Genomic DNA, 20,788 nt, shown 5'->3' with positions numbered 1-20,788 from the left:
CGGTTAACAGGAGCAGGTCATGTCTGAAGTCCGTCATTCGCGAGTGATTATTCTCGGTTCCGGCCCTGCCGGTTACAGCGCTGCGGTCTATGCCGCCCGCGCCAACCTCAAGCCTCTGCTGATCACCGGCATGCAGGCTGGCGGTCAACTGACCACCACCACCGAAGTCGACAACTGGCCGGGCGACGTCCACGGCCTGACCGGCCCGGCGCTGATGGAGCGGATGAAAGAGCACGCCGAGCGTTTTGAAACCGAGATCGTTTTCGATCACATCAACGCCGTCGACTTCGCTTCCAAACCTTACTCCCTGACCGGCGACAGCGGCACTTACACCTGCGACGCGCTGATCATCGCCACCGGCGCCAGCGCTCGTTACCTGGGCCTGCCTTCGGAAGAAGCGTTCATGGGCAAAGGCGTTTCGGCCTGCGCGACCTGCGACGGTTTCTTCTATCGCAACAAGCCTGTGGCGGTGGTCGGTGGTGGTAACACTGCGGTTGAAGAAGCGCTGTACCTGGCCAACATCGCCAGCACGGTGACCTTGATCCACCGTCGCGAAACCTTCCGCGCCGAGAAGATTTTGATCGACAAGCTGAATGCGCGCGTTGCCGAAGGCAAGATCATCCTCAAGTTGAACTCGACGCTGGACGAAGTTCTCGGCGACAACATGGGCGTGACCGGTGCGCGTCTGAAGAACAACGACGGCAGTTTCGACGAACTGACCGTGGACGGCGTGTTCATCGCCATCGGCCACACCCCGAACACTTCGCTGTTCGAAGGCCAACTGACGTTGAAAGACGGCTACCTGGTAATCCACGGCGGCCGTGAAGGCAACGCCACCGCGACCAGCATCGAAGGCATCTTCGCCGCCGGTGACGTGGCCGACCACGTTTACCGCCAAGCCATCACCTCGGCCGGCGCCGGTTGCATGGCCGCGCTCGACGCCGAGCGCTACCTCGACGACCTGCAGAACGTCGCGTTCTGATCGCGCTGAAATAAAAAAACCGGCTCCGGCCGGTTTTTTTGTGCCCACAAAAATAAGTTACCCACACCCTCTGTAGGAGCGAGGCTTGCCCGCGAAGGCGTCAGGTCAGTCGAGATCAATGTTGAATGATATGACGCCTTCGCGGGCAAGCCTCGCTCCTACAAAGAATCATTCGTTTATCCGCGCAACCGCTCCTGGACGAAGTCCATGACCTTCAGCGATTGATAGATCGCATTCGCCGCGATCTTGCCGAACGGCCCACCGTTCCAATCCAGCAGATACGGTTTGAACAGCTGATACCGCGCACTCTCGCCGCACACCGCTTCAGCAATTACCCGACCGCAGATCGACCCGCTGTTCAAGCCGTGGCCACCAAACGACGTACACGCCCAAACCCCCGGATCCAGCACGCCAAGATTCGGCATTTTGTTGGTCGAGTACCCCATCAACCCCGACCACGCCAACTCGATTTTCACCGACGCCAGTTGTGGATAAACCGAGACCATGTCGGCTTTCAGCATCGTTGCCAGGGCTTTTTCGTTTTGTTCGTTGCGGGTGGTGATGCGCCCGCCCCAGAGCAGACGATCGCCCTCGACCACGCGGTAATAGTCGGACGCGCGGCGGTCGTCGGAGAACGCCGCGCCGGAGTCGAGGACGTTTTTGATCGCGTCGCCCAAGTGTTCGGTCAGCACCACGTAAGTGGCGATCGGCAAATAGGCGCGGCTGAGTTTCTGCAATTCCGCGCCACCGTAGCCGCCAGCGCAGAACACCAGATCGCGGCAACACACCGTGCCGTGAGCGGTCCTGACGATTTTGTCGGCGCCCTGGTGCTCCCAGGACAGCATCTTCGACTGTTCGAAAATCCGCCCGCCCGCCGTTTCAATAGCCAGCGCCAGACCCAAACAATAATTCAGCGGATGAAAGTGCAGCGCGTTCGGGTCTTCGACGCCTTGAAAGTAACGCTGCGTGTGCGCCCGTTGGCGAACCTGCGCGGTGTCGAGGTAATTCAATTCATAACCGAAATCGCGGCGCATGGTTTCGATGTGGTTTTTCACTTCGGCGCCATCGTCGTAACGCTTGACGCGAATCGTCCCGGCGGACGGCGCGCAACCGCTCAGCGCCAACTCGGCGATGTTGCTTCGAACAATCTCGACGCCTTCGACCGACATCTGGAACAGCGCACGAGCCTGCTCCAGACCGAGTTTCTTGCGGATCGCGCCCGAGCCTTCGGCCCAGCCCGGCGAGACCACTCCGCCATTGCGCCCGGACGCGCCCCACGCCACTTGCTGCGCTTCGAGAAGAATCACGCGTTTGCCGCGACGGGTCAGTTCCAGTGCGGCGGTCAGGCCGGCGATACCGGCGCCGATGATGCAGACGTCGCAGCTTTCGTCACTGTGCAATGCGGACCTGGCCGCGCGAGGCAGCGAGGTTTGGGAATACCAGGTCGTCGGGAAGGACATGTTCAATCCTTGAGATCGCTGTTGTGGGAGCGAGCTTGCTCGCTCCCCCAGGGTGTCGGCGCGGGGTTATTTGATGGTCGAGTAGTCGACGCCGTACCACTTGTCCGACAGCTTGGTTAGCGTGCCGTCCTTGTGCATTTCGCCGATGATCTCGCTGAGTTTGGCTTTCAGTTCCGGGTCACCCTTGTCGGTGGCCACGGCCAGCGGTTCGTAGAACGCCACGTTGTTGTCGACGGCGCGCAGTGGATAGCCTTTTTTCACCGCCGCATCCAGCGTGCTGCGTTGCGTGAGGATCGCGTCGAGGCGCGTGCCGTCGCCCAGGCGCAGGTCGTCGAGCGGGCCGACGGAACCGGCGTAGGTTTTCATTTTTTCGGTTTTCACGTCGTAGACCACGGGCGGCACGTCACTGGTTTCAATCGCCAGTGCCTGACTGAAATAGTCCTCGGACGTGGTCCCGCCTTCGACGCCGATGGTTTTGCCATTCAGCGCTTTGTGGTCGGTGACTTTCGATTTGTCGTGTACGGCAAACACGTAGGGCACGTAGTAATAAGTGCCGGGGAAATCGAGGATTCGCGCACGACTTTTGGTCGCGGTCATCGAACCCACGGACACGTCCCAGCGACCGTTCCACTTGCCGGCGGTGATCACATCCCAATCCGGCGTGATGAACTTGACCTCGACGCCGAGGCGCTTGGCGATTTCCTTGGACACGTCGATATCAAAACCGTCGATTTCATTTTTGTCGTTGATGAAACCCTGCGGCGGCCAGGTCGCCGAGGTGGCGACGGTCAGGGTTTTGCTGCTCTGGATCTTGTCCAGCACTGCCCCGGCATTCGCGGCACCGACGAACAACAGCGACAGGGTGGCGGCGAGGGTGATTGCGGATTTTTTGCTGAGCATGTCTATCTCCACTTTTCGTTATTGTTTTGCGGGGTAAAGCTATGCGGGAAAAGCGTTCTCAGTGACCGATGATTTGCGAGAGGAATTTCTGCGCGCGCTCGGTCTGCGGGTTGTTGAAAAATTCGGCCGGGGTGGCTTGTTCGATGACCTGGCCCTGGTCCATGAACAGCACGCGGTCGGCGACTTTGCTGGCGAAGCCCATCTCGTGGGTCACACAGATCATGGTCATGCCGTCGGTGGCCAGTTCGCCCATCACGTCCAGCACTTCGTGGACCATTTCCGGGTCGAGCGCCGAGGTCGGTTCGTCGAACAGCATCACTTTCGGGTTCATGCACAGCGCCCGGGCAATCGCCACGCGCTGCTGCTGACCGCCGGACAGTTGCGACGGATATTTGTGCGCGTGCTCGGCAATGCGCACACGTTCGAGGTACACCTGCGCGCGTTTTTTCGCCTCGACACTCGACACGCCCTGCACCAGTTGCGGCGCCAGGGTCAGGTTGTCCATCACGCTCAGGTGCGGGAACAGGTTGAAACTCTGGAACACCATGCCGATCTCGCGGCGCACCGCGCTGACACTTTCGGCCTCGCTGGTGAGGGTGATGCCGTTAACCTGGATTTGGCCTTTCTGAAAGTTTTCGAGGTGATTGATGCAGCGAATCATCGTCGATTTGCCTGAGCCCGAAGGCCCGCAAACCACTAGGATTTCACCGGCGGCGACGCTCAGATCGACGTCGCGCAATGCGTGAAAATTGCCGTACCACTTGTTCAGGCCGCTGATCGAAATCATCGTCGGCGCAGGCTGTTGGGCAGCGATCGGGTCGAGGCGTTGGGCGGTTGTAGTCAGCGTCATCGGATCAGCCTCGCACAGTGGATCGGTTGACCCGTTTTTCGATGCGCGCCTGCACCCGTTCGAGGATGAACGACAGCGCCCAGTAGATCATCGCGGCGGTAATCAGCATTTCGAGGTGACGGAAGTCTGCGCGGCCCTGGGTCTTGGCCAGGTACATCAGTTCCCAGACGCCGATCACCGACACCAGCGAACTGTCTTTGAGCATGGCGATGAATTGGTTGCCGGTCGGCGGAATAATCACCCGCAAGGCTTGCGGCATGATCACTCGACTCAAGGTCTTGAACGGGCTGATGCCCAAGGCCCGCGAGGCTTCCCACTGGCCGACCGGAATGCTCTGGATGCCGGCGCGAAAGATCTCGGTCATGTACGCGCCGTAGCACAGCGACAACGCGAGGATGCCCGCCGGCACGGCGTCGACCACGTAACCGAGTTGCGGCAGGCCGAGGTAGATCAGGTAAATCTGGATCAGCAGCGGCACGCCGCGAAAGAACGAGGTGTAGAACGAGGCGAGGGCGTTTGCCAGGCCGTTGTTCGACAACTTGGCGACGGCGCCGATCAGCGCCAGCACGAAGGCGATCACGATCGCCACGGCGGAAATGTACAGCGTGGTCGCTGCGCCCTGGACGATGAGGAAACCGACTTTGTCGAGGATGAAGCTGTAGGACAGGTTGAAGGTGTCGAAGAACGCCAGAAACAGAATCAGCAATTCCATCCACACCACGGTGGTTTGCACTTTGAATTTGAGGCGGCCGAGGACGTGGAAATTCAGCGTGCCGAGCACCGCGATCAGCAGGCCGATGGCGATGTTGCGGGCGGTCAGACTGTCGGCGGTATCGCCCAGCAGCGGTTGCAGAAAGTGGCTGAGGGCGCTGTTGCCGAGGTTCATCAGGTAGGCGCCGAGAAACAACACCACGGCGACGCCAAGCAGGAATTGAGGATCATTGGACTTTTTCTTATAAATTATATTGTCGTGATACATGAACGCCTCGGCTTGTAGGTGGTGATCTTCTCGCTAGATAAAAGAGGTTATTTGTAGGAGCCAGGCTTGCCGGCGAAGACGGTTTACGAAACGCCTTCGCCGGCAAGTCTGGCTCCTGCAAGTTGCGTATTGGGCAGTATTGCGACGCTAAATCCGCGACCACAAGCGAACATAATTCGCTATGTCAGTCCCGGATCGCAGTTTGCGGTTCAGTCGAGCCGGGCCAGGCACGCGGCAAAAATATCCAGCCCTTCCTCCAGCACCGCCGCCTCGGTGGTCAGTGGCGCGAGCAAACGGATGATGTGCCGGAACTTGCCGCTCGGCATCAGCAGCAAACCGGCGTCGCGGGCGAGCGCCAGCAATTGGCTCAATTGCGCCGCTGCGGGTGTGCCGTCGGCGTGCGCCAGCTCGATGCCGCGCATGGCGCCGACGCCGGTCAGGCGGCGGAGGTACGGCGAAATCTTGTCGCGGCGCCACGCCTGGTAGCGGCTGACGATGGCCTCTTCCTGTTGCGCGCCCCACGCCTGCAGGTTCGCGTCAGTCATTTCGTCGAGCGTCGCCAGGGCGGCGGCGCAGGCGATTGGATTGCCCGAATAGGTGCCGCCGAGGCCGCCCTTGGGCAAGGTGTCGAGCAGCGCTTTGCGCCCGACCACCGCGCCGAGTGGCATGCCGCCGGCGATGCTTTTGGCCAGCAGGATCAAGTCCGGCTCGATGCCCAATCGCGAAAAGGCAAAACGTTCGCCAGTGCGGCCGAAACCTGACTGGATTTCATCGGCGATCAGCAGGATGTTTTTCTCATCGCAAAAGCGGCGCAAGGCTTGGGCGAATTCGACGTCCAGCGCCAGGAAGCCCGCTTCGCCCTGCACCGGTTCGACGATAAAACAGGCGACATCATTGACGTCGATTTCGACGCTGAACAACCGATCCAGCGCCTTCAATGCTTCGGCGCAGGTCACGCCGTTGTCCTTGCTCGGAAAGGGCAAGTGGTACACCGGCCCCGGCAACGCACCGACCTTCTGTTTGTACGGCGCGACTTTGCCATTGAGGTTGAGTGTGGCCAGCGTGCGGCCATGAAACGCGCCGTCGAAGGCGATCACGGCGCTGCGGCCAGTGGCGCCACGAACAATTTTCAGGGCGTTTTCCGCCGCTTCCGCGCCACTGTTGGTGAGCATGCCGCTGACCGGGTAATCCACCGGAATGAACGCTGTCAGGCGCTGCATCAGGTCGATGTAGGGCGAATGCTGCGCGGCGTTGAACGCGTAGTGGGTCAGGCGGCTGGCTTGTTCGCGAATGGCTTCGACGATGCGCGGGTGGCAGTGGCCGAGGTTGAGCACGCCGATACCGCCGACAAAATCGATGTAGCGTTTGCCCTCGGTGTCCCAGACTTCGGCGTTTTTGCCGTGGCTGAGCGTGATCGGGTGAACGACATTGATCGACTGGCTGATGCTTTCGCTGCTCATGGATACCTGCTCATTAAGTCGCCTCAGAAGAAGGGTTGCTTCTTTTTATCTAAGCCGTGAGCAGAGGGGGGCGGCAAACGAAATAAAGTCGCCGGGTCAATCTTAAAAGTCGGGATGTGTTGTGGCGGCCTGTGGGGCGATGGTTTGCTGCGATGGCGTTGGGGAAATTGCCTTCGCGGGCAAGCCTCGCTCCTACAGGGCGATGGCGGTCATGAGGTCGCCATCGCGAGCAAGCTTTGCTCCCACAGGAAACGCGTTTAGCGGCGGGTCAGGGGTTGGGCGCTGAATTTGACGCCGGCCAGGCCATGCGCGATCAACGCGCGGATGTTGCCGTGGTCGGTGCCTTCAGGCGTCGCGGCTACCGAGCGATAGTGTTCGCCGAACGCCAGCAGCGCTTCTGCATCGCTCAGGCCCTCCAGCAGCGCCAGGCCCAGGGTCTTGCATGAACCCTCGTTCTGCCCGGCAGCGTTTTGCACTTCGCCGTTACTGAAGGCTTGCGGCTGATAATCGTAATGTTCGGCGATGAATGCGAGGGTGTCGGCGAAAGCGTGTTCGCCGCTGTTGAGGCTGGCGCGCAGGGTGGTCAAATCACTCATTTGGTTTTCCTTTGGCAAACGCCGCTTGTTGGTCGGCGCTGGCTTCTTGCTGGTATTGGGCTTTCCACTCGGCGTACGGCATGCCGTAGACGACTTCGCGGGCGTCATCGAGGCTGACCTCGATCTGGCGCTCGTCGGCGGCGGCCTTGTACCACTTCGACAGGCAATTACGGCAGAAACCCGAAAGGTTCATCAGGTCGATGTTCTGCACGTCTTTGCGGCTGTCCAGGTGCGCGACCAGTCGGCGGAAGGCTGCGGCTTCAAGTTCCAGGCGTTGTTGATCGTTCATTTGGGTCTCTGCGGGACAGCTTGGAGCGGCAAGCTGCAAGGTGGATTTCGGTGGCCGTTAGCTTACCGCCAGAAGCTTGAAGCTTGAAGCTTAGCGGCTCGCCGCGAGCGTAATCGACACCGACTCGGCAAATCGCAGCGCGTGGGGTTTGTCGACTTCGACTTCGGCGTACTGCACCGACTCATTCACCATCACCAGATCAAGGATTTCCTGGGTGAGGCGTTCGAGCAGGGCAAAGCGATTGCCCTCCACGTGAGCGATGATCGACTTGGTGATGGTGCGGTAATTCAACGCGTGATCAATGTCGTTGTCGCGCACTGCTTCTTGCGCCGCGTAGAGGATGGTGAGGTTGATCAGCACATCCTGCTTGTTGAGGATTTCGTCCTCGTTGATGCCGATAAAGGTGCGCAGGCACAGGTCCTTGACCCGGATGCGCGCCATACCTGGTTGAAGTTGTGGCATTGCTACTTGCTCCGTCCAATCAATTGCAGGAACTCCTGGCGGGTGTTGCTCGAGTCGCGGAAGGCGCCGAGCATCACCGAGGTGTTCATGGTCGAATTCTGTTTTTCGACGCCGCGCATCATCATGCACATGTGCCGAGCCTCGATCACCACGGCGACACCGGCGGCGCCAGTCACTTGCTGCACCGCGTCGGCGATTTGCCGGGTGAGGTTTTCCTGGATCTGCAGGCGCCGCGCGAACATGTCCACCAGCCGCGCGATCTTCGACAGACCCAGCACTTTACCCGTCGGCATATAAGCCACATGCGCCTTGCCGATGAAGGGCAGCAGGTGATGCTCGCACAGCGAATACAGCTCGATGTCGGCGACGATGATCATCTCGTCGGTGTCGGAGGAAAACAGCGCGCCGTTGACGATCTCTTCGACACTTTGTTGATAGCCATGACACAGGTATTGCATTGCCTTGGCCGCGCGCATCGGGGTGTCTTGCAAACCCTCGCGGTCAGGGTTTTCACCGAGGCCGATGAGAATCTCGCGATAGTTCTCGGATAAGGCATTACGGGACAGGGTCATGGAAGATCCTCGCGGGGGCGGCTTATTTGACGTGCCGTCCGCCGTTGACGGTCAGGGTCGTGCCGGTGACATAAGGGTTGTCGAGCAAATAGCGCAGGCTCTGGTAGATCACTTCGCTGCCGGGTTCGATGCCCAATGCGGATTTGGCCAGGGCTTTGGCGCGGTACGCCGCGTCGTCGTCGGGATTGAACAATAGCAGGGCTGGCGCGATGCCGTTGACCTTGATCGCCGGCGCATATTTGGCGGCGAAGGACAGGGTCAGGCTGTCGAGCCCGGCTTTGCTGGCGCAGTAGCCGATGTGATTGCTGCTGCCCTTGCGCGTGACGTCGTCGCTGATGTGCACGATGTCGGCGGGGCTGCTGCGTTCAAGCAGGTCGGCGCAATGCAGGTTGATCAGGTACGGCGCGAGCATGTGCACGCTGAACATCCGGGTAAACGCCTGTGCGTCGGTGTCCGGGGTTTCGGCCAGCCATTCGGAGGCGTTGTGGATAATCGCGCGCAAGCTCTCGGTGTGGGTCTTGAGTTCGCTGATGAATGCGAGGATCCCGGCTTCGCTGGAGAAGTCGGCGAACACGCCGATCGCCCCGAGATCGCGCAACGCTTGCACGCCGGGACGTTCGCTGCGATAGCTGAAAATCAGCCGATGGCCGTCGTCGAGCAAACGCCGGGCGCAGTGCAAACCGACACGCTGGCCGGCACCGGTGATGAGGATTGGGGCTGCGGAAGAAGTCATGAACGGCTCGCGTCGCGGTAAGGGCAAAACTATACCAGCGACCACCAGCGTTCACCTATGACACCTGTAACATCTACGACACCTATAACATCTATGACACCTGTGGGAGCAAAGCTTGCTCGCGATTGAGCTGGCTCGGTATTTCCCTCAGACCGCGTCATCGTTGTTCGCGGGCAAGCCTCGCTCCTGCAGGGTTCAGCGGTGTTGGGTGGTCGGCGTCACTGGAATAGGCCGCGTCGGCGTGCTGTGCAGCCAATTGGCAAGCAATCGGGTCGACAGCGGAATGAACAGGTAAACCATCAACGGCGTCAGGCACAACGTGCTGATCATCACCCGAGGCAGCAAACTCAGGTCGTTGAGCAGAGGCCCGAAGACGAAATTGAACAGCAGCGATACCGGGAAAAACGCCAGCCAGATCGCCACAGCCTGTTTCCAGCGTGGCGGGCGGTTGCCGGCAGCGCCAAACCAGCCTTCGATGCCACTGACCCGATGTTCCGTCGGGTGGGCGAACAAGTCGCTGCCACGCTCCAGCCACGCGGTGCGCGAGACGGAATGCTCCCAGGCATGCAGCGTCTGCTCGTCGGCGAAGCGGAAAATAATCTGGAATTCATCATCGTCGGGCGGCGGGGCGAGCACGCCTGAGCCGAGATAACCGGGGAAGTCGGTGGCCAGTTGTTCGCCTTCACGCAACCAGGCGATCAAGTCCTGATAACGGCCGGCAGCGACGCGGCGCGCCACCATGAGCGTGACGGGGGAGGTAGACATTTTGTATCTCCGTATGACAGGTGCGTCGCTCCGGGTAGGAGTTTCGCCAGGCGCAGCGCCGGGGTAGTGGGCTGCGCTTGAAAACAAGCAAGGATTATTCCTGAATCTGGCCAATAGACCAGCGGCGTTCGTCGCTTGTAACAAATTGAATGGTCTTGCAGGATAGGCGCTAGAATGGGATCCAATCTGTCTATGGACGACCGCTACGCTGATGACTGTCCTGAATGACACTGTCTCTAGCTCGCACACCGTTGTTGCCCTGAATCAGGAAGAGCTGTTCCCGATTCGAGAGGTAGCCCGCCTTACCGGTATCAACCCTGTAACACTCCGCGCCTGGGAGCGTCGATACGGCCTGATTCAACCCAAGCGCACCGAAAGCGGGCATCGTCTATATTCGATGGCCGATATTGCAACGGTGCGCAACATCGTCGAGTGGATCGACCGTGGCGTCGCGGTGAGCAAGGTCAGCAAGATCCTCGCCAAGACCGAACCGCTCAAGGTGCTCGCGCACATTATTCCCAATGAACTGATCCTCGCCGACTACGCCCAGTGGCAGGAGCAAGTTCAGGCGGCTGTCAGCGCTTTTGACGACGTGCAACTGGAACGTATCTACGGGCAGATTTTCTCCAGTTATTCACTGGCGGTGGTCTTCCAGGACATTCTGCTGCCGCTCTGGAAGCGACTGTTGCAGCGCCTGGAAACTTTTGGCCAGACCAGCGAATGGTTGTTTCTCGACGGTTTCCTGCGCTCTCGCGTTAACCAGCGGCTGATGCTGCTGCGCGATACTACGCCGCGCCGCGTGGTCATCTGCGCATTGGTCGGGCATTGCCGCGAGCTCGAATTGCTCATCGCCGCACTGTTCTTGAGTGGCGCAGACACCGGCGTGCGCGTGCTGACGATCGGCCAGCCATTTGATGAGCTGACGCTGGTCTGCGAGCGAATCAAGCCGTTGGCGCTGGTGCTGTTTTCCAATCACGCACCGGCACCCGAGCTGCCGCGCCGCTTGAACCGCTTGGCGCTGAGCCTGGATTGTCAGGTGTTGCTTGCGGGCGATGCGTCCGACCTGGCGCAGGAAAGCCTGGCCGGGTCTTCCGTCGGATGTCTGGGTAACGAAGGGGTGTTGATGCGCCAGCGTCTGAAGCAGTTCCTGGCGGGTAAATTGGATAGCTGAGGTTCAGACGTGCAGGGCGGGGTGGGTCAGGCGATGTTGCTGAAGGATGAACTGTCGCAGTCGTTCAGTCTCATCAGTGTCGCTCTGGCTTAACTGATAAGCGAAGAAGCCGTGTTCGGTCTCGCGCTCGAACGTGCCGCGCAACGCGATCCGCTCATAACCTGAAGGGCTGAACCACAACGCAAAATGCTTCGGTGGTTTGGTCTTGTTGCGCACTTCCAGCAAAATCCCTTTGAACGACACTTCATGCACGAACATCGTGCCGGGCTGCCCTTTGGCATTCTCCAGCGCGACCGGCTCTTCGAGTGTCAGGCGCCAAGGGCGAACCATCGGCCCATCTTCAAAAATACTCGGCACGCCCAAACGCAGATGCAATGCGTGGAATTCATCTTCCACGAGGTGCAACGGAAAGGTTATTTGCTGATTTTCGAAGTTGGCCTGGATGGTCACTTGCTCGTGGGCGGCGAGGCGCGTGAGCAGGTCACGGATCTGCGATCCACCGTTGACGATCAGGCTCGACGTTGCATCCCGCACGTTAAGTTGCGGGTTGTGCTGCATGGTCTGGATAAAATCCAGCTCATCCTGAGTCAGGAGGGCGTCGCGCTGCATGGCTTGCTCGTAAATAAAAGTTACAAAGTCATCGGTGATTGTAGTTAATGACAATTAATTCGCATTTTTGTTTTCGCCGTTCGTCGCTTTTAGTGCGGCGAGTTCCGCCTGCAATTCAGCCACTTGCGCTTCAAGCTGGATAACGCGGCGGTGTTCCTTGACTTCAGCCGTTACGTCTTTTTGTACACCGACGATATAAGTTTGTCCGTCAACATCGTTCTTCACTGTTGAAAGAGACAGCTCATTCCAGAATGGCGTGCCGTCCTTGCGGTAATTGCGCAATATTTCCCGGCACGATTCGCCGCGGCTCAACGCTTCGCGAATGCGCTGCAAGCCTTCCTGATCGCGATCGCCGGCCTGCAGGTAGCGGCAATCCTGATAGAGGATTTCATCACTGGTATAGCCGGTCATGCGTTCGAATGCCGGGTTGACGTAAATCAGGATGTTGTCTTCATCGCCTTCCTTTTCGGCGACCACGATGCCGTCGTTGGAGGCATTGATGACCAGTTGCAGCAGTTGAGCGTTGATCATCTGAACCTCCGACAAGTGAGAAAGCAGCGTTGCATTCTAAAACAACCGGGCGAGCTGTCTACTAGCCATCACTGGTGGTCGAGAGTCAATCGCAGCTTTTTCGCCGGTGCTGTTAATATCGCCGGTCTTTTACCGCTTCAGGATCAGTTTGATGAAAGTCGCCATCCTTTCCGGCTCGGTGTACGGCACGGCTGAAGAAGTCGCCCGGCACGCTGCGAATATTTTGAAAGACGCCGGTTTTGATACCTGGCACAACCCGCGCGCCAGCCTTGCCGATGTCCAGGCATTTGCCCCCGAGGCCTTTCTGGCCGTGACCTCGACCACCGGCATGGGCGAGTTGCCGGACAATTTGCAACCGCTGTATTCGACGATTCGCGACCAGTTGCCGGCGGCATGGCGCGGTTTGCCCGGCGCGGTCATTGCCTTGGGCGACGCCAGTTATGGCGACACGTTCTGCGGCGGCGGCGAGCAGATGCGCGAACTGTTCGGCGAGTTGGGTTTGCGCGAAGTGCTGCCGATGCTGCGCCTCGATGCGAGCGAAAGCGTGACCCCGGAAACCGACGCCGAGCCTTGGCTGGCCGAGTTGGTCACGGCTCTGCGCGGCTGACCGGACGCTCGCGCAGCAGCGCCAGCCAGGCTTGCGCGGCTTTCGACAGGTACGCGCCCTGGCGCCAGATAAACGCGATGTCCCAGCGCAACGTGGCCGGCGCGTTCAAGGTCAGGCGCACCACGCCTGGCCGTACCAGCCCGCGCGCGACTACCCGCGGCAACAGCACCACGCCTTGCCCGGCGGCCACCAGCGCCGCAAGAAAATCCGCCTGACCGCTGCGCCCACCTTCTTTCGGGGTAAAACCCATTTGCTGGCAGGCCTGGAGCAACCGATCGTTGAGCACGAAGCTGCGCTGATACAGCAAAAACGGCGTATCGGCCAATTCCTCCAAACCAATCACAGACTTCGCCGCCAGCGGATGATCGGCCGGCAGCAAGGCGTCCAGCGGCTCGTCGCAGAACGGCTGGCATTCGAATTGCGGATCCCGGGTCAGCAAGCTCCCGCCCAATTCCAGTTCGCCACTCAACACCGCTTGTTCGATGTTGCGGCTGCCGCCCTCGATCAGTTGAATGCTGATGTTCGGGTAGCGCCGCCGGTATTCGGCAAACAGCCTGGCGAACAACGCATCGCTGCCCAGCAGCGGTAATCCAAGGCGCAATTCGCCCCGCGCCAATTGGCTTAAATCGTCGAGTTCGCTGAGCAGTTCGTTGCGCAAGCGCAGCATGTTCTCCGCGCGTTGCAGCACCACGCTGCCGGCGGCGGTCAGGCGCAATTGCGAGCCGAGACGTTCAAGCAAAGGCGTGCCGAGGCTTTGCTCAAGTTGCGCAACTTGCTTGCTCACCGCGGACTGGCTGATGTGCAAAGTCTTCGCCGCTTGAGTGAAACCGCCTTGGTGCATCACTTCGATAAAGCTGCGCAGCTGTTTGAATTCCATCGCCTGATTCCATTTTGGAATGGCTGGAAGTCTAACAATTCGCTTCAGGGATAACAGCCCGCTTCGTAAAATAGGCGCCTGTGAGGACCTGACCATGAATGCATCACGCTGCAAATATCTCTTCCGTCTGATCGCCGAGCTGGCTGTGTTACTGGCTATTTATATGATCGGCTGCCAATTGGCCGTTTGGTTCGCCTGGCCGATTCCCGGCGGCGTCATCGGCATGGCGTTGTTGCTGCTGGCCTTCGCGTTCGGCTGGGTGAAACCGGCAGCGCTGCAAATGGGCGCCGGCGTGTTGATGGCCGAGATGTTGTTGTTTTTTATTCCGGCGCTGATGAGCCTGCTCGACTACGGCGGCCTGCTGCGCAACGACGGTTGGCGGATTCTGCTGGTGATTGCTGCGAGCACGTTGATGGTGATGCTGGTGACTGCGTTTACCGTCGAGTTGGTGGTGCGGTTGCGGAGGTCGCATGAAGCTTGAGCTGATGCCGATGTTCTGGCTGGCGTTCACCTTGCTCGCCTATCTGTTCAGCCGCTGGATCTACCGGCGCACTGGCCGCTATTTATTGTCGCCGCTGATTCTGGTTCCGGCGCTATTGCTGGCGCTGGCGGTGCCGTTGCACACCGCTTACGCCGAATATTCGAGCAATACCCATTGGCTGATGCTGGTGCTCGGGCCGGTCACCGTGGCGTTCGCCGTGCCGATCTGGCAGCAGCGGCAAATGCTTGCGCGGCACTGGTCGGCGTTGCTGCTGGGGATGCTCGCGGGCAGCGCGGCGTCCATTGGCACCTCGTTCGGTCTGGCCAAAGCGCTGGCGCTGGACAGTTCGGTGACGATGTCGCTGGTGCCCCGTTCGATCACCACGCCATTCGCCATGCCGCTGGCCCACGACCTCGGTGGCGTGCCGGAATTGACCGCGGTGTTTGTGATGTTTACCGGGGTGATCGGGGCGATGCTCGGCGGCGTCCTGCTGAAATGGCTGCCATTGCGCAGTGCCCTGGCGCGCGGCGCGCTGTTTGGGGTCGGCGCGCACGGCGCGGGAGTCAGTCGGGCGCATGAAGTGGGCGGCGAAGAGGGCTCGGTGGCGGGTCTGGTCATGGTCCTGACCGGGTTGCTCAATCTGTTCGCCGCGCCATTATTGGCGTCTATCCTTTGACGCGGCGCGACGCTAATTGCGCCACTGACTCGCTCGGCCACCAAGCTGGCTGCCAATGCAACTACACGAATTCCGGAGCCTGACTAGACTGCTGAGACTGAGCAAAATAATAAAAACCAGGAGGTTGTTGCCGTGAGTCTTGCGCCCGTCCAGTTCCCCAACAGTGTCAAAGATCAGGTCAGCGCCGCCGAATGGCAGGCCCGCGTCGACCTCGCAGCCTGTTATCGCCTGGTCGCTGCGCATGGCTGGGACGATCTGATCTTCACCCATATTTCGGCCAAGGTGCCGGGCACAGAAGACTTCCTGATCAACCCGTTCGGGCTGATGTTCCACGAGATCACCGCGTCGAGCCTGGTCAAAGTCGATCAGGCCGGCAACAAGCTGATGGACAGCCCTTACGAGATCAATCCGGCCGGTTACACCATCCACAGCGCCGTGCACGAAGTGCGTCACGACGTGGTGTGCGTCCTGCACACGCACACCGCCGCCGGGGTCGCGGTGTCGGCGCAAAAACAAGGCATCTTGCCGATCAGCCAGCAATCCCTGTTTGTGCTGTCGAGCCTGGCCTATCACGCGTATGAAGGCGTGGCGCTGAACCATGAAGAGAAAGCGCGGCTGCAGGCCGACCTCGGTGAAAACAATTTCCTGATGCTGCACAACCACGGTCTGCTGACCTGCGGCGGGACCATCGCTGACACCTTTTTGATGATGTTCACTTTCCAGCGCGCTTGCGATATCCAGGTGCTGGCGCAAACCGGTGGCGCCGAGCTGATCGCCATCGAACCGCAGATTCTCGCCGGCGCCAAAGCGATGATTGCGGGTGTGACCAAAAGCGCCCAAGGCATGGGTGGCGCGCTGGCCTGGCCGGCGTTGCTGCGCAAACTCGATAAACAAGACCCAGGTTATAAACTCTGATGCCACTCGCCGAGATCCCGCTGAGCGTCTGGCGCAAACACGGCCAGACCTTCATTTTCCGTGGCCAGGCTATCCGTTACTGGACGGCCGGGCAGGGTGAGCCGCTGCTGCTCATTCATGGTTTTCCCACCGCCAGTTGGGATTGGCATTACCTGTGGCAACCGCTCGCGCAGCGCTATCGGGTGATCGCCTGCGACATGCTCGGCTTCGGCGATTCGGCGAAACCGATGAATCACCGCTATAGCCTGCTGGAGCAAGCCGATTTGCAGCAGGCGTTGCTCGCGCACCTGAATATCGAGCAGTCGGTGCACCTGCTGGCCCACGATTACGGCGACAGCGTCGCTCAGGAATTGCTCGTCCGCCACCAAGAGGCGCGGATCGATGTCGCCAGTTGCGTGTTTCTCAATGGCGGGCTGTTCCCCGAAACCCATCGGCCGCTGTTGGCGCAAAAACTCTTGCTCAGTCCGCTGGGCTGGATGCTCGGTCGAGCGTTTACCCGCGATGCGCTGGTGAAGAATTTTCGCCAGATCTTCGGCTCGAAGAACCGGCCGACCGAAAGCGAAATGGATGACTTCTGGAGCCTGGTCGAGAGCAATCGCGGGCCGCGGATCATGCACAAACTGATTGGCTATATTCCGGAACGACGGGTCCAGCGCGACCGCTGGATCGGCGCCATGCAGTGTTGTGACGTGCCATTACGCGTGATCGATGGCGAGGTCGATCCGATTTCCGGCGCGCACATGGTCGAGCGTTATCGGCAGTTGATCCCCAATCCGGACACGGTGCTGCTGCCGGGTATTGGTCACTATCCGCAGATCGAGGCGCCGGTGCAGGTGCTCAAGCACTACGTCGAGTTTCGCGATCGCCTGACACTGGCGCCGCGCCAGGTGGCGTGTTCGTGAGCTGTATTTTTTGCCCGACCGCGAACGCTGTGGGAGCAAAGCTTGCTCGCGATAGCGGACTGACCTTCAACATTGATGCTGGCTGACACGACGCCTTCGCGAGCAAGCTCTGCTCCTACAGGTTTTTGTGCTGTCCTGTCTCATCGCGCGCATCATCCCCCAACCTTATCGCGCACCATTCAGCCTCCTCGTCTTGATTGTGACCCGCAGCGCCGTGGCCGACACTCGACGCCAATGTCCTTTGGCCTGCTGGAGTTTTCCCCATGAGTGAGTCTGTGCGCTTCGAAGATAAAGTCGTGATCATCACTGGCGCCGGCGGCGGTCTGGGCCGGGCGCATGCGTTGCTGTTTGCGCAACAGGGCGCCAAAGTGCTGGTCAACGACCTCGGCGGCACCGCTCAGGGTGAAGGCGCCAACGCCTCAGCCGCCGACCGCGTGGTCGCCGAAATTCGCGCGGCGGGCGGTATCGCTGAAGCCAACCACGACTCCGTCACCGACGGCGACAAAATCGTCCAGCAAGCCCTCGACGTGTTTGGCCGCGTCGACGTGGTGGTGAACAACGCCGGGATCCTGCGCGATAAAACCTTCCACAAAATGGACGACGGCGATTGGGATCTGGTCTACCGCGTCCACGTCGAAGGCGCCTACAAAGCCACCCGCGCCGCTTGGCCGCATATGCGTGAGCAAAGTTATGGCCGGGTGATTTTCACCGCGTCGACCTCGGGCATCTACGGCAACTTCGGCCAGTCCAACTACGGCATGGCCAAGCTGGGTCTGTACGGTTTGACCCGCACGCTGGCCATCGAGGGACGCAAGAACAACATCCTCGTCAACGCCATCGCCCCCACCGGCGGTACGCGCATGACCGAAGGCCTGATCCCGCCGCAAGTATTCGAGCAACTCAAACCGGAACTGGTCAGCCCGTTAGTGGTGTACCTCGCCAGCGAAAATTGTCAGGAAACTTCAGGCTTGTTTGAAGTCGGCGGCGGCTGGATGGGCAAAGTGCGTTGGGAGCGCAGTCTGGGTGCCGGATTTGATCCGCGCGTGGGCTTCTCGCCGGAAGATGTTGCGGCGCACTGGCAGCAGATTTGTGATTTTGAGGGTGCGGCGCATCCGCAGGACAATATTGAGGCGTTGAAGGAAATGATGGCGAATTTGCAGAAGTATTCGCTCTGATCTCGCTGCATTCGGCAGGGCGTGCCTGAGCCGTGCCAACCCCGCGTCAAATCCCCGCTAAAAACATCGCCCATAAAAAAGGCCGCTGCAAACGCAGCGGCCAAAGTAAGACGATTGATCAAGGAGCAATAAATCAACGTCAGTGAACACAGGGCGATGAATCGAAGAGCGCCTCAATCCATCTGAAATCTGCCGCGACAGGCCTGGGGTTCAGTCAGGTCGATCGCGTCGTGCTTACGGTCGGTTACCCGTGAAAGCCCGGCAAGAATAGGGGGTTGAACGCAAAGGAAAAATAGCGATTCCAGACATGCACTGTTACGGGGCGTGCAACAGTCGCCGATTCGCGCCGCGCCCGAATTTGTCGCAATGAGAAAGCCGCATCGGTTCATGTAGCAGCTGCCGAGGTACGAGGCTGCGTTGGCTCATGTAGCAGCTGCCGAGGCACGAGGCTGCGTCCGGCTCATGTAGCAGCTGCCGAGGCACGAGGCTGCGTTCGGCTGCGAAGCAGTCGTCAAACCTGAACAAGCGATTTTCCTGACACCCCGCGTGAACTGATTCACGACTGCTTCGCAGCCGAACGCAGCCTCGTGCCTCGGCAGCTGCTACAGGGGCTTTGTCAATTTGGGGTTATGCGTTCAGCTCGGGTTCACGACTGCTTCGCAGCCGAACGCAGCCTCGTGCCTCGGCAGCTGCTACAGGGGCTCTGTCAATCTGGGGTTATGCGTTCAGCTCGGGTTTTACGACTGCTTCGCAGCCGAACGCAGCCTCGTGCCTCGGCAGCTGCTACAGGGGCTCCGGCGATCTGGGGTTATGCGTTCGGTTGATAATCCTTTATCCAGCTCGTCCATGCGTGGCGCAAAGCGCCGTGCGGTGCGGGCATTCATCCTTTGGAGGTACAACGCGAATACCTCCTTGGTGCGCTTATCGCTCCCGGCGCGGAGCAGTAGGGTGGGGCCTTCTGTCACTCACCGGGGAAGACGCATGACAAAAACAACAATGCGCGCCATCTTCACGCCGCAAGCGCTGGCCGCTGCGGTGGCTTTGGGTTGCTGTGCCCAGGCGCATGCCGTTGCATTCAATATCGGCGAAATCGAAGGCACCTTCGACTCCTCGCTGTCGGTCGGCGCGAGTTGGGGCATGCGCGATGCGGACAAGGCTTTTGTCGGCACGGTCAACGGCGGCACTGGCCAATCCTCGACCGGTGATGACGGGCGACTGAATTTCAAGAAGGGCGAAACCTTCTCCAAAATCGTCAAGGGCATCCACGATCTCGAACTCAAGTACGGCGATACCGGCGTGTTTGTCCGCGGCAAATACTGGTACGACTTCGAGCTCAAGGACGAGGACCGCGAGTTCAAACAGATCAGCGACAACGGGCGCAAGGAAGGCGCGAAATCGTCCGGCGCGCAGATCCTCGATGCGTTCGTCTATCACAACTATTCCATCGCCAACCTGCCCGGCACTGTGCGCGCGGGTAAACAAGTGGTGAGTTGGGGCGAAAGTACCTTCATCGGCAACTCGATCAACAGCATCAACCCGGTCGACGTGTCGGCGTTTCGGCGTCCCGGCGCCGAGATCAAGGAAGGCCTGATCCCGGTAAACATGCTGTTCGGCTCGCAAGGCCTGACCGATCAACTGACCGTCGAAGGTTTTTATCAACTGGAGTGGGACCAGACGGTTCTCGACAACTGCGGCACCTACTTCGGCGTCGACGTAGCGGCTGACGGCTGCACCAACGGCTACACCGTCGGCAGCCCGGCGATTGCGCCGTTTGCGCCGCTGGCCTCGGCGTTCGGTCAGCCGATTCAGGTAACGCGTGAAGGCGTGGTCATCCCCCGTGGCGGCGACCGCGATGCGCGTGATTCCGGGCAGTGGGGCACGGCGCTGCGCTGGCTCGGCGACGACACCGAGTACGGCTTGTACTTCATGAATTACCACAGCCGCACGCCAACGGTCGGCACCATCACCGCCGGCGCTTCGACCCTCGCCAGCCTGCCGGGCCTGGTCAATATTGCCAACGGTCTGGCCCCCGGCAGCGGCGCCGGGCTGGCGCAAAGTGTGATGCTCGGTCGCGGCCAGTATTACCTCGATTACCCGGAAGACATTCGCCTGTACGGCGCGAGTTTCTCCACCACGTTGCCCACCGGCACCGCGTGGACCGGCGAGATCAGCTATCGGCCCAACGCGCCGGTGCAAGTCAGCACCAACGACCTGACCCTGGCGCTGATCAACCCGATTGCCGGCGGCGCCGCTTCGCCGATCGCCACCGCACCGGGGGCCGACAACAAAGGTTATCGGCGCAAGGAAGTGACGCAAATCCAGAGCACGCTCACGCACTTCTTCGATCAGGTGCTCGGCGCCGAACGGCTGACCGTGGTCGGTGAAGCAGCGGTGGTGCGCGTTGGTGGCCTGGAGTCGCGAAGCGATCTGCGTTATGGCCGCGATTCGGTGTTCGGCCAGTACGGTTTTGGCGGCGACACCGAGGGCTTCGTCACCTCGACGTCGTGGGGTTATCGCACCCGGGCCATCCTCGATTACGCCAACGTGATCGGCGGGATCAACCTCAAACCCAACCTGTCCTGGTCCCACGACGTCGCCGGTTATGGCCCCAACGGCCTGTTCAACGAAGGCGCCAAGGCGATCAGCGTCGGCGTCGATGCCGACTACCGCAACACCTATACCGCGAGCTTGAGTTACACCGACTTTTTCGGCGGTGACTACAACGTTCTCGAAGACCGCGACTTCCTGGCGCTGAGCTTCGGCGTGAACTTCTGATCTGGCTGAGAAGGATGATGT

23 protein-coding genes are annotated in these 20,788 nt (G+C 60.1%); 9 read left to right on the top strand and 14 right to left on the bottom strand.

Going from position 1 to position 20,788, the window contains the following annotated elements; all coding sequences use genetic code 11:
- The first annotated feature begins 19 nt into the window (after window positions 1-19).
- Window positions 20-982 carry a thioredoxin-disulfide reductase gene (gene trxB / locus BI292_RS25745; RefSeq protein ID WP_092273182.1) on the top strand — a complete coding sequence of 321 codons (963 nt, stop codon included), beginning with the start codon at window positions 20-22 and terminating at the stop codon, window positions 980-982.
- Window positions 983-1,158: 176 nt separating this feature from the next.
- On the opposite strand, the gene BI292_RS25740 is transcribed toward trxB, so the two are convergent.
- The 11 genes from BI292_RS25740 to BI292_RS25690 all read right to left on the bottom strand — a co-directional run bounded on the left by BI292_RS25740 (window position 1,159) and on the right by BI292_RS25690 (window position 10,048).
- Window positions 1,159-2,442 carry an FAD-binding oxidoreductase gene (locus tag BI292_RS25740; protein ID WP_101209647.1) on the bottom strand — a complete coding sequence of 428 codons (1,284 nt, stop codon included), beginning with the start codon at window positions 2,440-2,442 and terminating at the stop codon, window positions 1,159-1,161.
- Between the two features lie 66 nt (window positions 2,443-2,508).
- On the bottom strand, window positions 2,509-3,342 hold the full coding sequence (locus tag BI292_RS25735) for a transporter substrate-binding domain-containing protein (RefSeq protein WP_101209646.1): 834 nt from the start codon (window positions 3,340-3,342) through the stop codon (window positions 2,509-2,511).
- A gap of 58 nt (window positions 3,343-3,400) precedes the next feature.
- Window positions 3,401-4,192: an amino acid ABC transporter ATP-binding protein gene (locus BI292_RS25730; RefSeq protein ID WP_305887398.1), complete on the bottom strand. Its 792-nt coding sequence runs from the start codon at window positions 4,190-4,192 to the stop codon at window positions 3,401-3,403.
- 4 nt (window positions 4,193-4,196) lie between these two features.
- Window positions 4,197-5,171: an amino acid ABC transporter permease gene (locus BI292_RS25725; RefSeq protein ID WP_101209645.1), complete on the bottom strand. Its 975-nt coding sequence runs from the start codon at window positions 5,169-5,171 to the stop codon at window positions 4,197-4,199.
- A 209-nt stretch (window positions 5,172-5,380) separates the two neighbouring features.
- Window positions 5,381-6,631: an aspartate aminotransferase family protein gene (locus BI292_RS25720; RefSeq protein WP_101209644.1), complete on the bottom strand. Its 1,251-nt coding sequence runs from the start codon at window positions 6,629-6,631 to the stop codon at window positions 5,381-5,383.
- A 257-nt stretch (window positions 6,632-6,888) separates the two neighbouring features.
- Window positions 6,889-7,227, bottom strand: coding sequence for a HopJ type III effector protein (locus tag BI292_RS25715; RefSeq protein WP_101209643.1), 339 nt, complete (start codon window positions 7,225-7,227; stop codon window positions 6,889-6,891).
- Window positions 7,220-7,516 carry a DUF1244 domain-containing protein gene (locus BI292_RS25710; protein ID WP_092273166.1) on the bottom strand — a complete coding sequence of 99 codons (297 nt, stop codon included), beginning with the start codon at window positions 7,514-7,516 and terminating at the stop codon, window positions 7,220-7,222. The genes BI292_RS25715 and BI292_RS25710 overlap by 8 nt, the downstream gene beginning before the upstream one ends.
- 90 nt (window positions 7,517-7,606) lie before the next feature.
- On the bottom strand, window positions 7,607-7,978 hold the full coding sequence (gene folX, locus BI292_RS25705; RefSeq protein WP_092273163.1) for a dihydroneopterin triphosphate 2'-epimerase: 372 nt from the start codon (window positions 7,976-7,978) through the stop codon (window positions 7,607-7,609).
- Between the two features lie 2 nt (window positions 7,979-7,980).
- On the bottom strand, window positions 7,981-8,550 hold the full coding sequence (folE, locus tag BI292_RS25700; protein ID WP_101209642.1) for a GTP cyclohydrolase I FolE: 570 nt from the start codon (window positions 8,548-8,550) through the stop codon (window positions 7,981-7,983).
- 22 nt (window positions 8,551-8,572) lie between these two features.
- On the bottom strand, window positions 8,573-9,283 hold the full coding sequence (gene folM / locus BI292_RS25695; protein WP_101209641.1) for a dihydromonapterin reductase: 711 nt from the start codon (window positions 9,281-9,283) through the stop codon (window positions 8,573-8,575).
- A 195-nt stretch (window positions 9,284-9,478) separates the two neighbouring features.
- Window positions 9,479-10,048 carry an antibiotic biosynthesis monooxygenase gene (locus tag BI292_RS25690; protein WP_101209640.1) on the bottom strand — a complete coding sequence of 190 codons (570 nt, stop codon included), beginning with the start codon at window positions 10,046-10,048 and terminating at the stop codon, window positions 9,479-9,481.
- Window positions 10,049-10,259: 211 nt separating this feature from the next.
- Here BI292_RS25690 and BI292_RS25685 point away from each other — a divergent pair, with 211 nt between their 5' ends.
- On the top strand, window positions 10,260-11,219 hold the full coding sequence (locus BI292_RS25685) for a MerR family transcriptional regulator (protein ID WP_101209639.1): 960 nt from the start codon (window positions 10,260-10,262) through the stop codon (window positions 11,217-11,219).
- 3 nt (window positions 11,220-11,222) lie between these two features.
- Here the strand turns inward: BI292_RS25685 and BI292_RS25680 are convergent, their stop codons facing one another.
- A complete protein-coding gene (locus BI292_RS25680; RefSeq protein WP_101209638.1) occupies window positions 11,223-11,828 on the bottom strand; it encodes a hypothetical protein in 606 nt (201 codons plus the stop codon).
- 54 nt (window positions 11,829-11,882) lie between these two features.
- Window positions 11,883-12,359: a PAS domain-containing protein gene (locus BI292_RS25675; RefSeq protein ID WP_101209637.1), complete on the bottom strand. Its 477-nt coding sequence runs from the start codon at window positions 12,357-12,359 to the stop codon at window positions 11,883-11,885.
- 151 nt (window positions 12,360-12,510) lie between these two features.
- Here BI292_RS25675 and BI292_RS25670 point away from each other — a divergent pair, with 151 nt between their 5' ends.
- The gene (locus tag BI292_RS25670; protein ID WP_092273142.1) at window positions 12,511-12,966 is read left to right on the top strand and encodes a flavodoxin; all 456 of its coding nucleotides are present in this window, start codon (window positions 12,511-12,513) and stop codon (window positions 12,964-12,966) included.
- On the opposite strand, the gene BI292_RS25665 is transcribed toward BI292_RS25670, so the two are convergent.
- Window positions 12,947-13,843: a LysR family transcriptional regulator gene (locus BI292_RS25665; protein WP_101209636.1), complete on the bottom strand. Its 897-nt coding sequence runs from the start codon at window positions 13,841-13,843 to the stop codon at window positions 12,947-12,949. The genes BI292_RS25670 and BI292_RS25665 overlap by 20 nt on opposite strands.
- A gap of 94 nt (window positions 13,844-13,937) precedes the next feature.
- Here BI292_RS25665 and BI292_RS25660 point away from each other — a divergent pair, with 94 nt between their 5' ends.
- The 6 genes from BI292_RS25660 to BI292_RS25635 all read left to right on the top strand — a co-directional run bounded on the left by BI292_RS25660 (window position 13,938) and on the right by BI292_RS25635 (window position 20,767).
- Window positions 13,938-14,324 carry a CidA/LrgA family protein gene (locus tag BI292_RS25660; RefSeq protein ID WP_101209635.1) on the top strand — a complete coding sequence of 129 codons (387 nt, stop codon included), beginning with the start codon at window positions 13,938-13,940 and terminating at the stop codon, window positions 14,322-14,324.
- A complete protein-coding gene (locus tag BI292_RS25655) occupies window positions 14,314-15,000 on the top strand; it encodes an LrgB family protein (protein ID WP_092273132.1) in 687 nt (228 codons plus the stop codon). The genes BI292_RS25660 and BI292_RS25655 overlap by 11 nt, the downstream gene beginning before the upstream one ends.
- A gap of 132 nt (window positions 15,001-15,132) precedes the next feature.
- On the top strand, window positions 15,133-15,915 hold the full coding sequence (locus BI292_RS25650) for a class II aldolase/adducin family protein (protein ID WP_101209634.1): 783 nt from the start codon (window positions 15,133-15,135) through the stop codon (window positions 15,913-15,915).
- Entirely contained in the window at window positions 15,915-16,817 is a 903-nt protein-coding gene (locus BI292_RS25645) for an alpha/beta fold hydrolase (RefSeq protein WP_101209633.1), read from the top strand. Before BI292_RS25650 ends, BI292_RS25645 begins: the two co-directional genes overlap by 1 nt.
- A 263-nt stretch (window positions 16,818-17,080) precedes the next feature.
- On the top strand, window positions 17,081-17,992 hold the full coding sequence (locus BI292_RS25640; protein WP_101209632.1) for an SDR family oxidoreductase: 912 nt from the start codon (window positions 17,081-17,083) through the stop codon (window positions 17,990-17,992).
- Window positions 17,993-18,973: 981 nt separating this feature from the next.
- Window positions 18,974-20,767 carry a DUF1302 domain-containing protein gene (locus BI292_RS25635; protein ID WP_092273119.1) on the top strand — a complete coding sequence of 598 codons (1,794 nt, stop codon included), beginning with the start codon at window positions 18,974-18,976 and terminating at the stop codon, window positions 20,765-20,767.
- Window positions 20,768-20,788: the final 21 nt, after the last annotated feature.

Source organism: Pseudomonas sp. 43NM1, assembly GCF_002836905.1.
GTDB classification, from domain to species: Bacteria; Pseudomonadota; Gammaproteobacteria; order Pseudomonadales; family Pseudomonadaceae; genus Aquipseudomonas; species Aquipseudomonas prosekii.
This window is presented reverse-complemented; position numbering and strand designations above follow the sequence as displayed.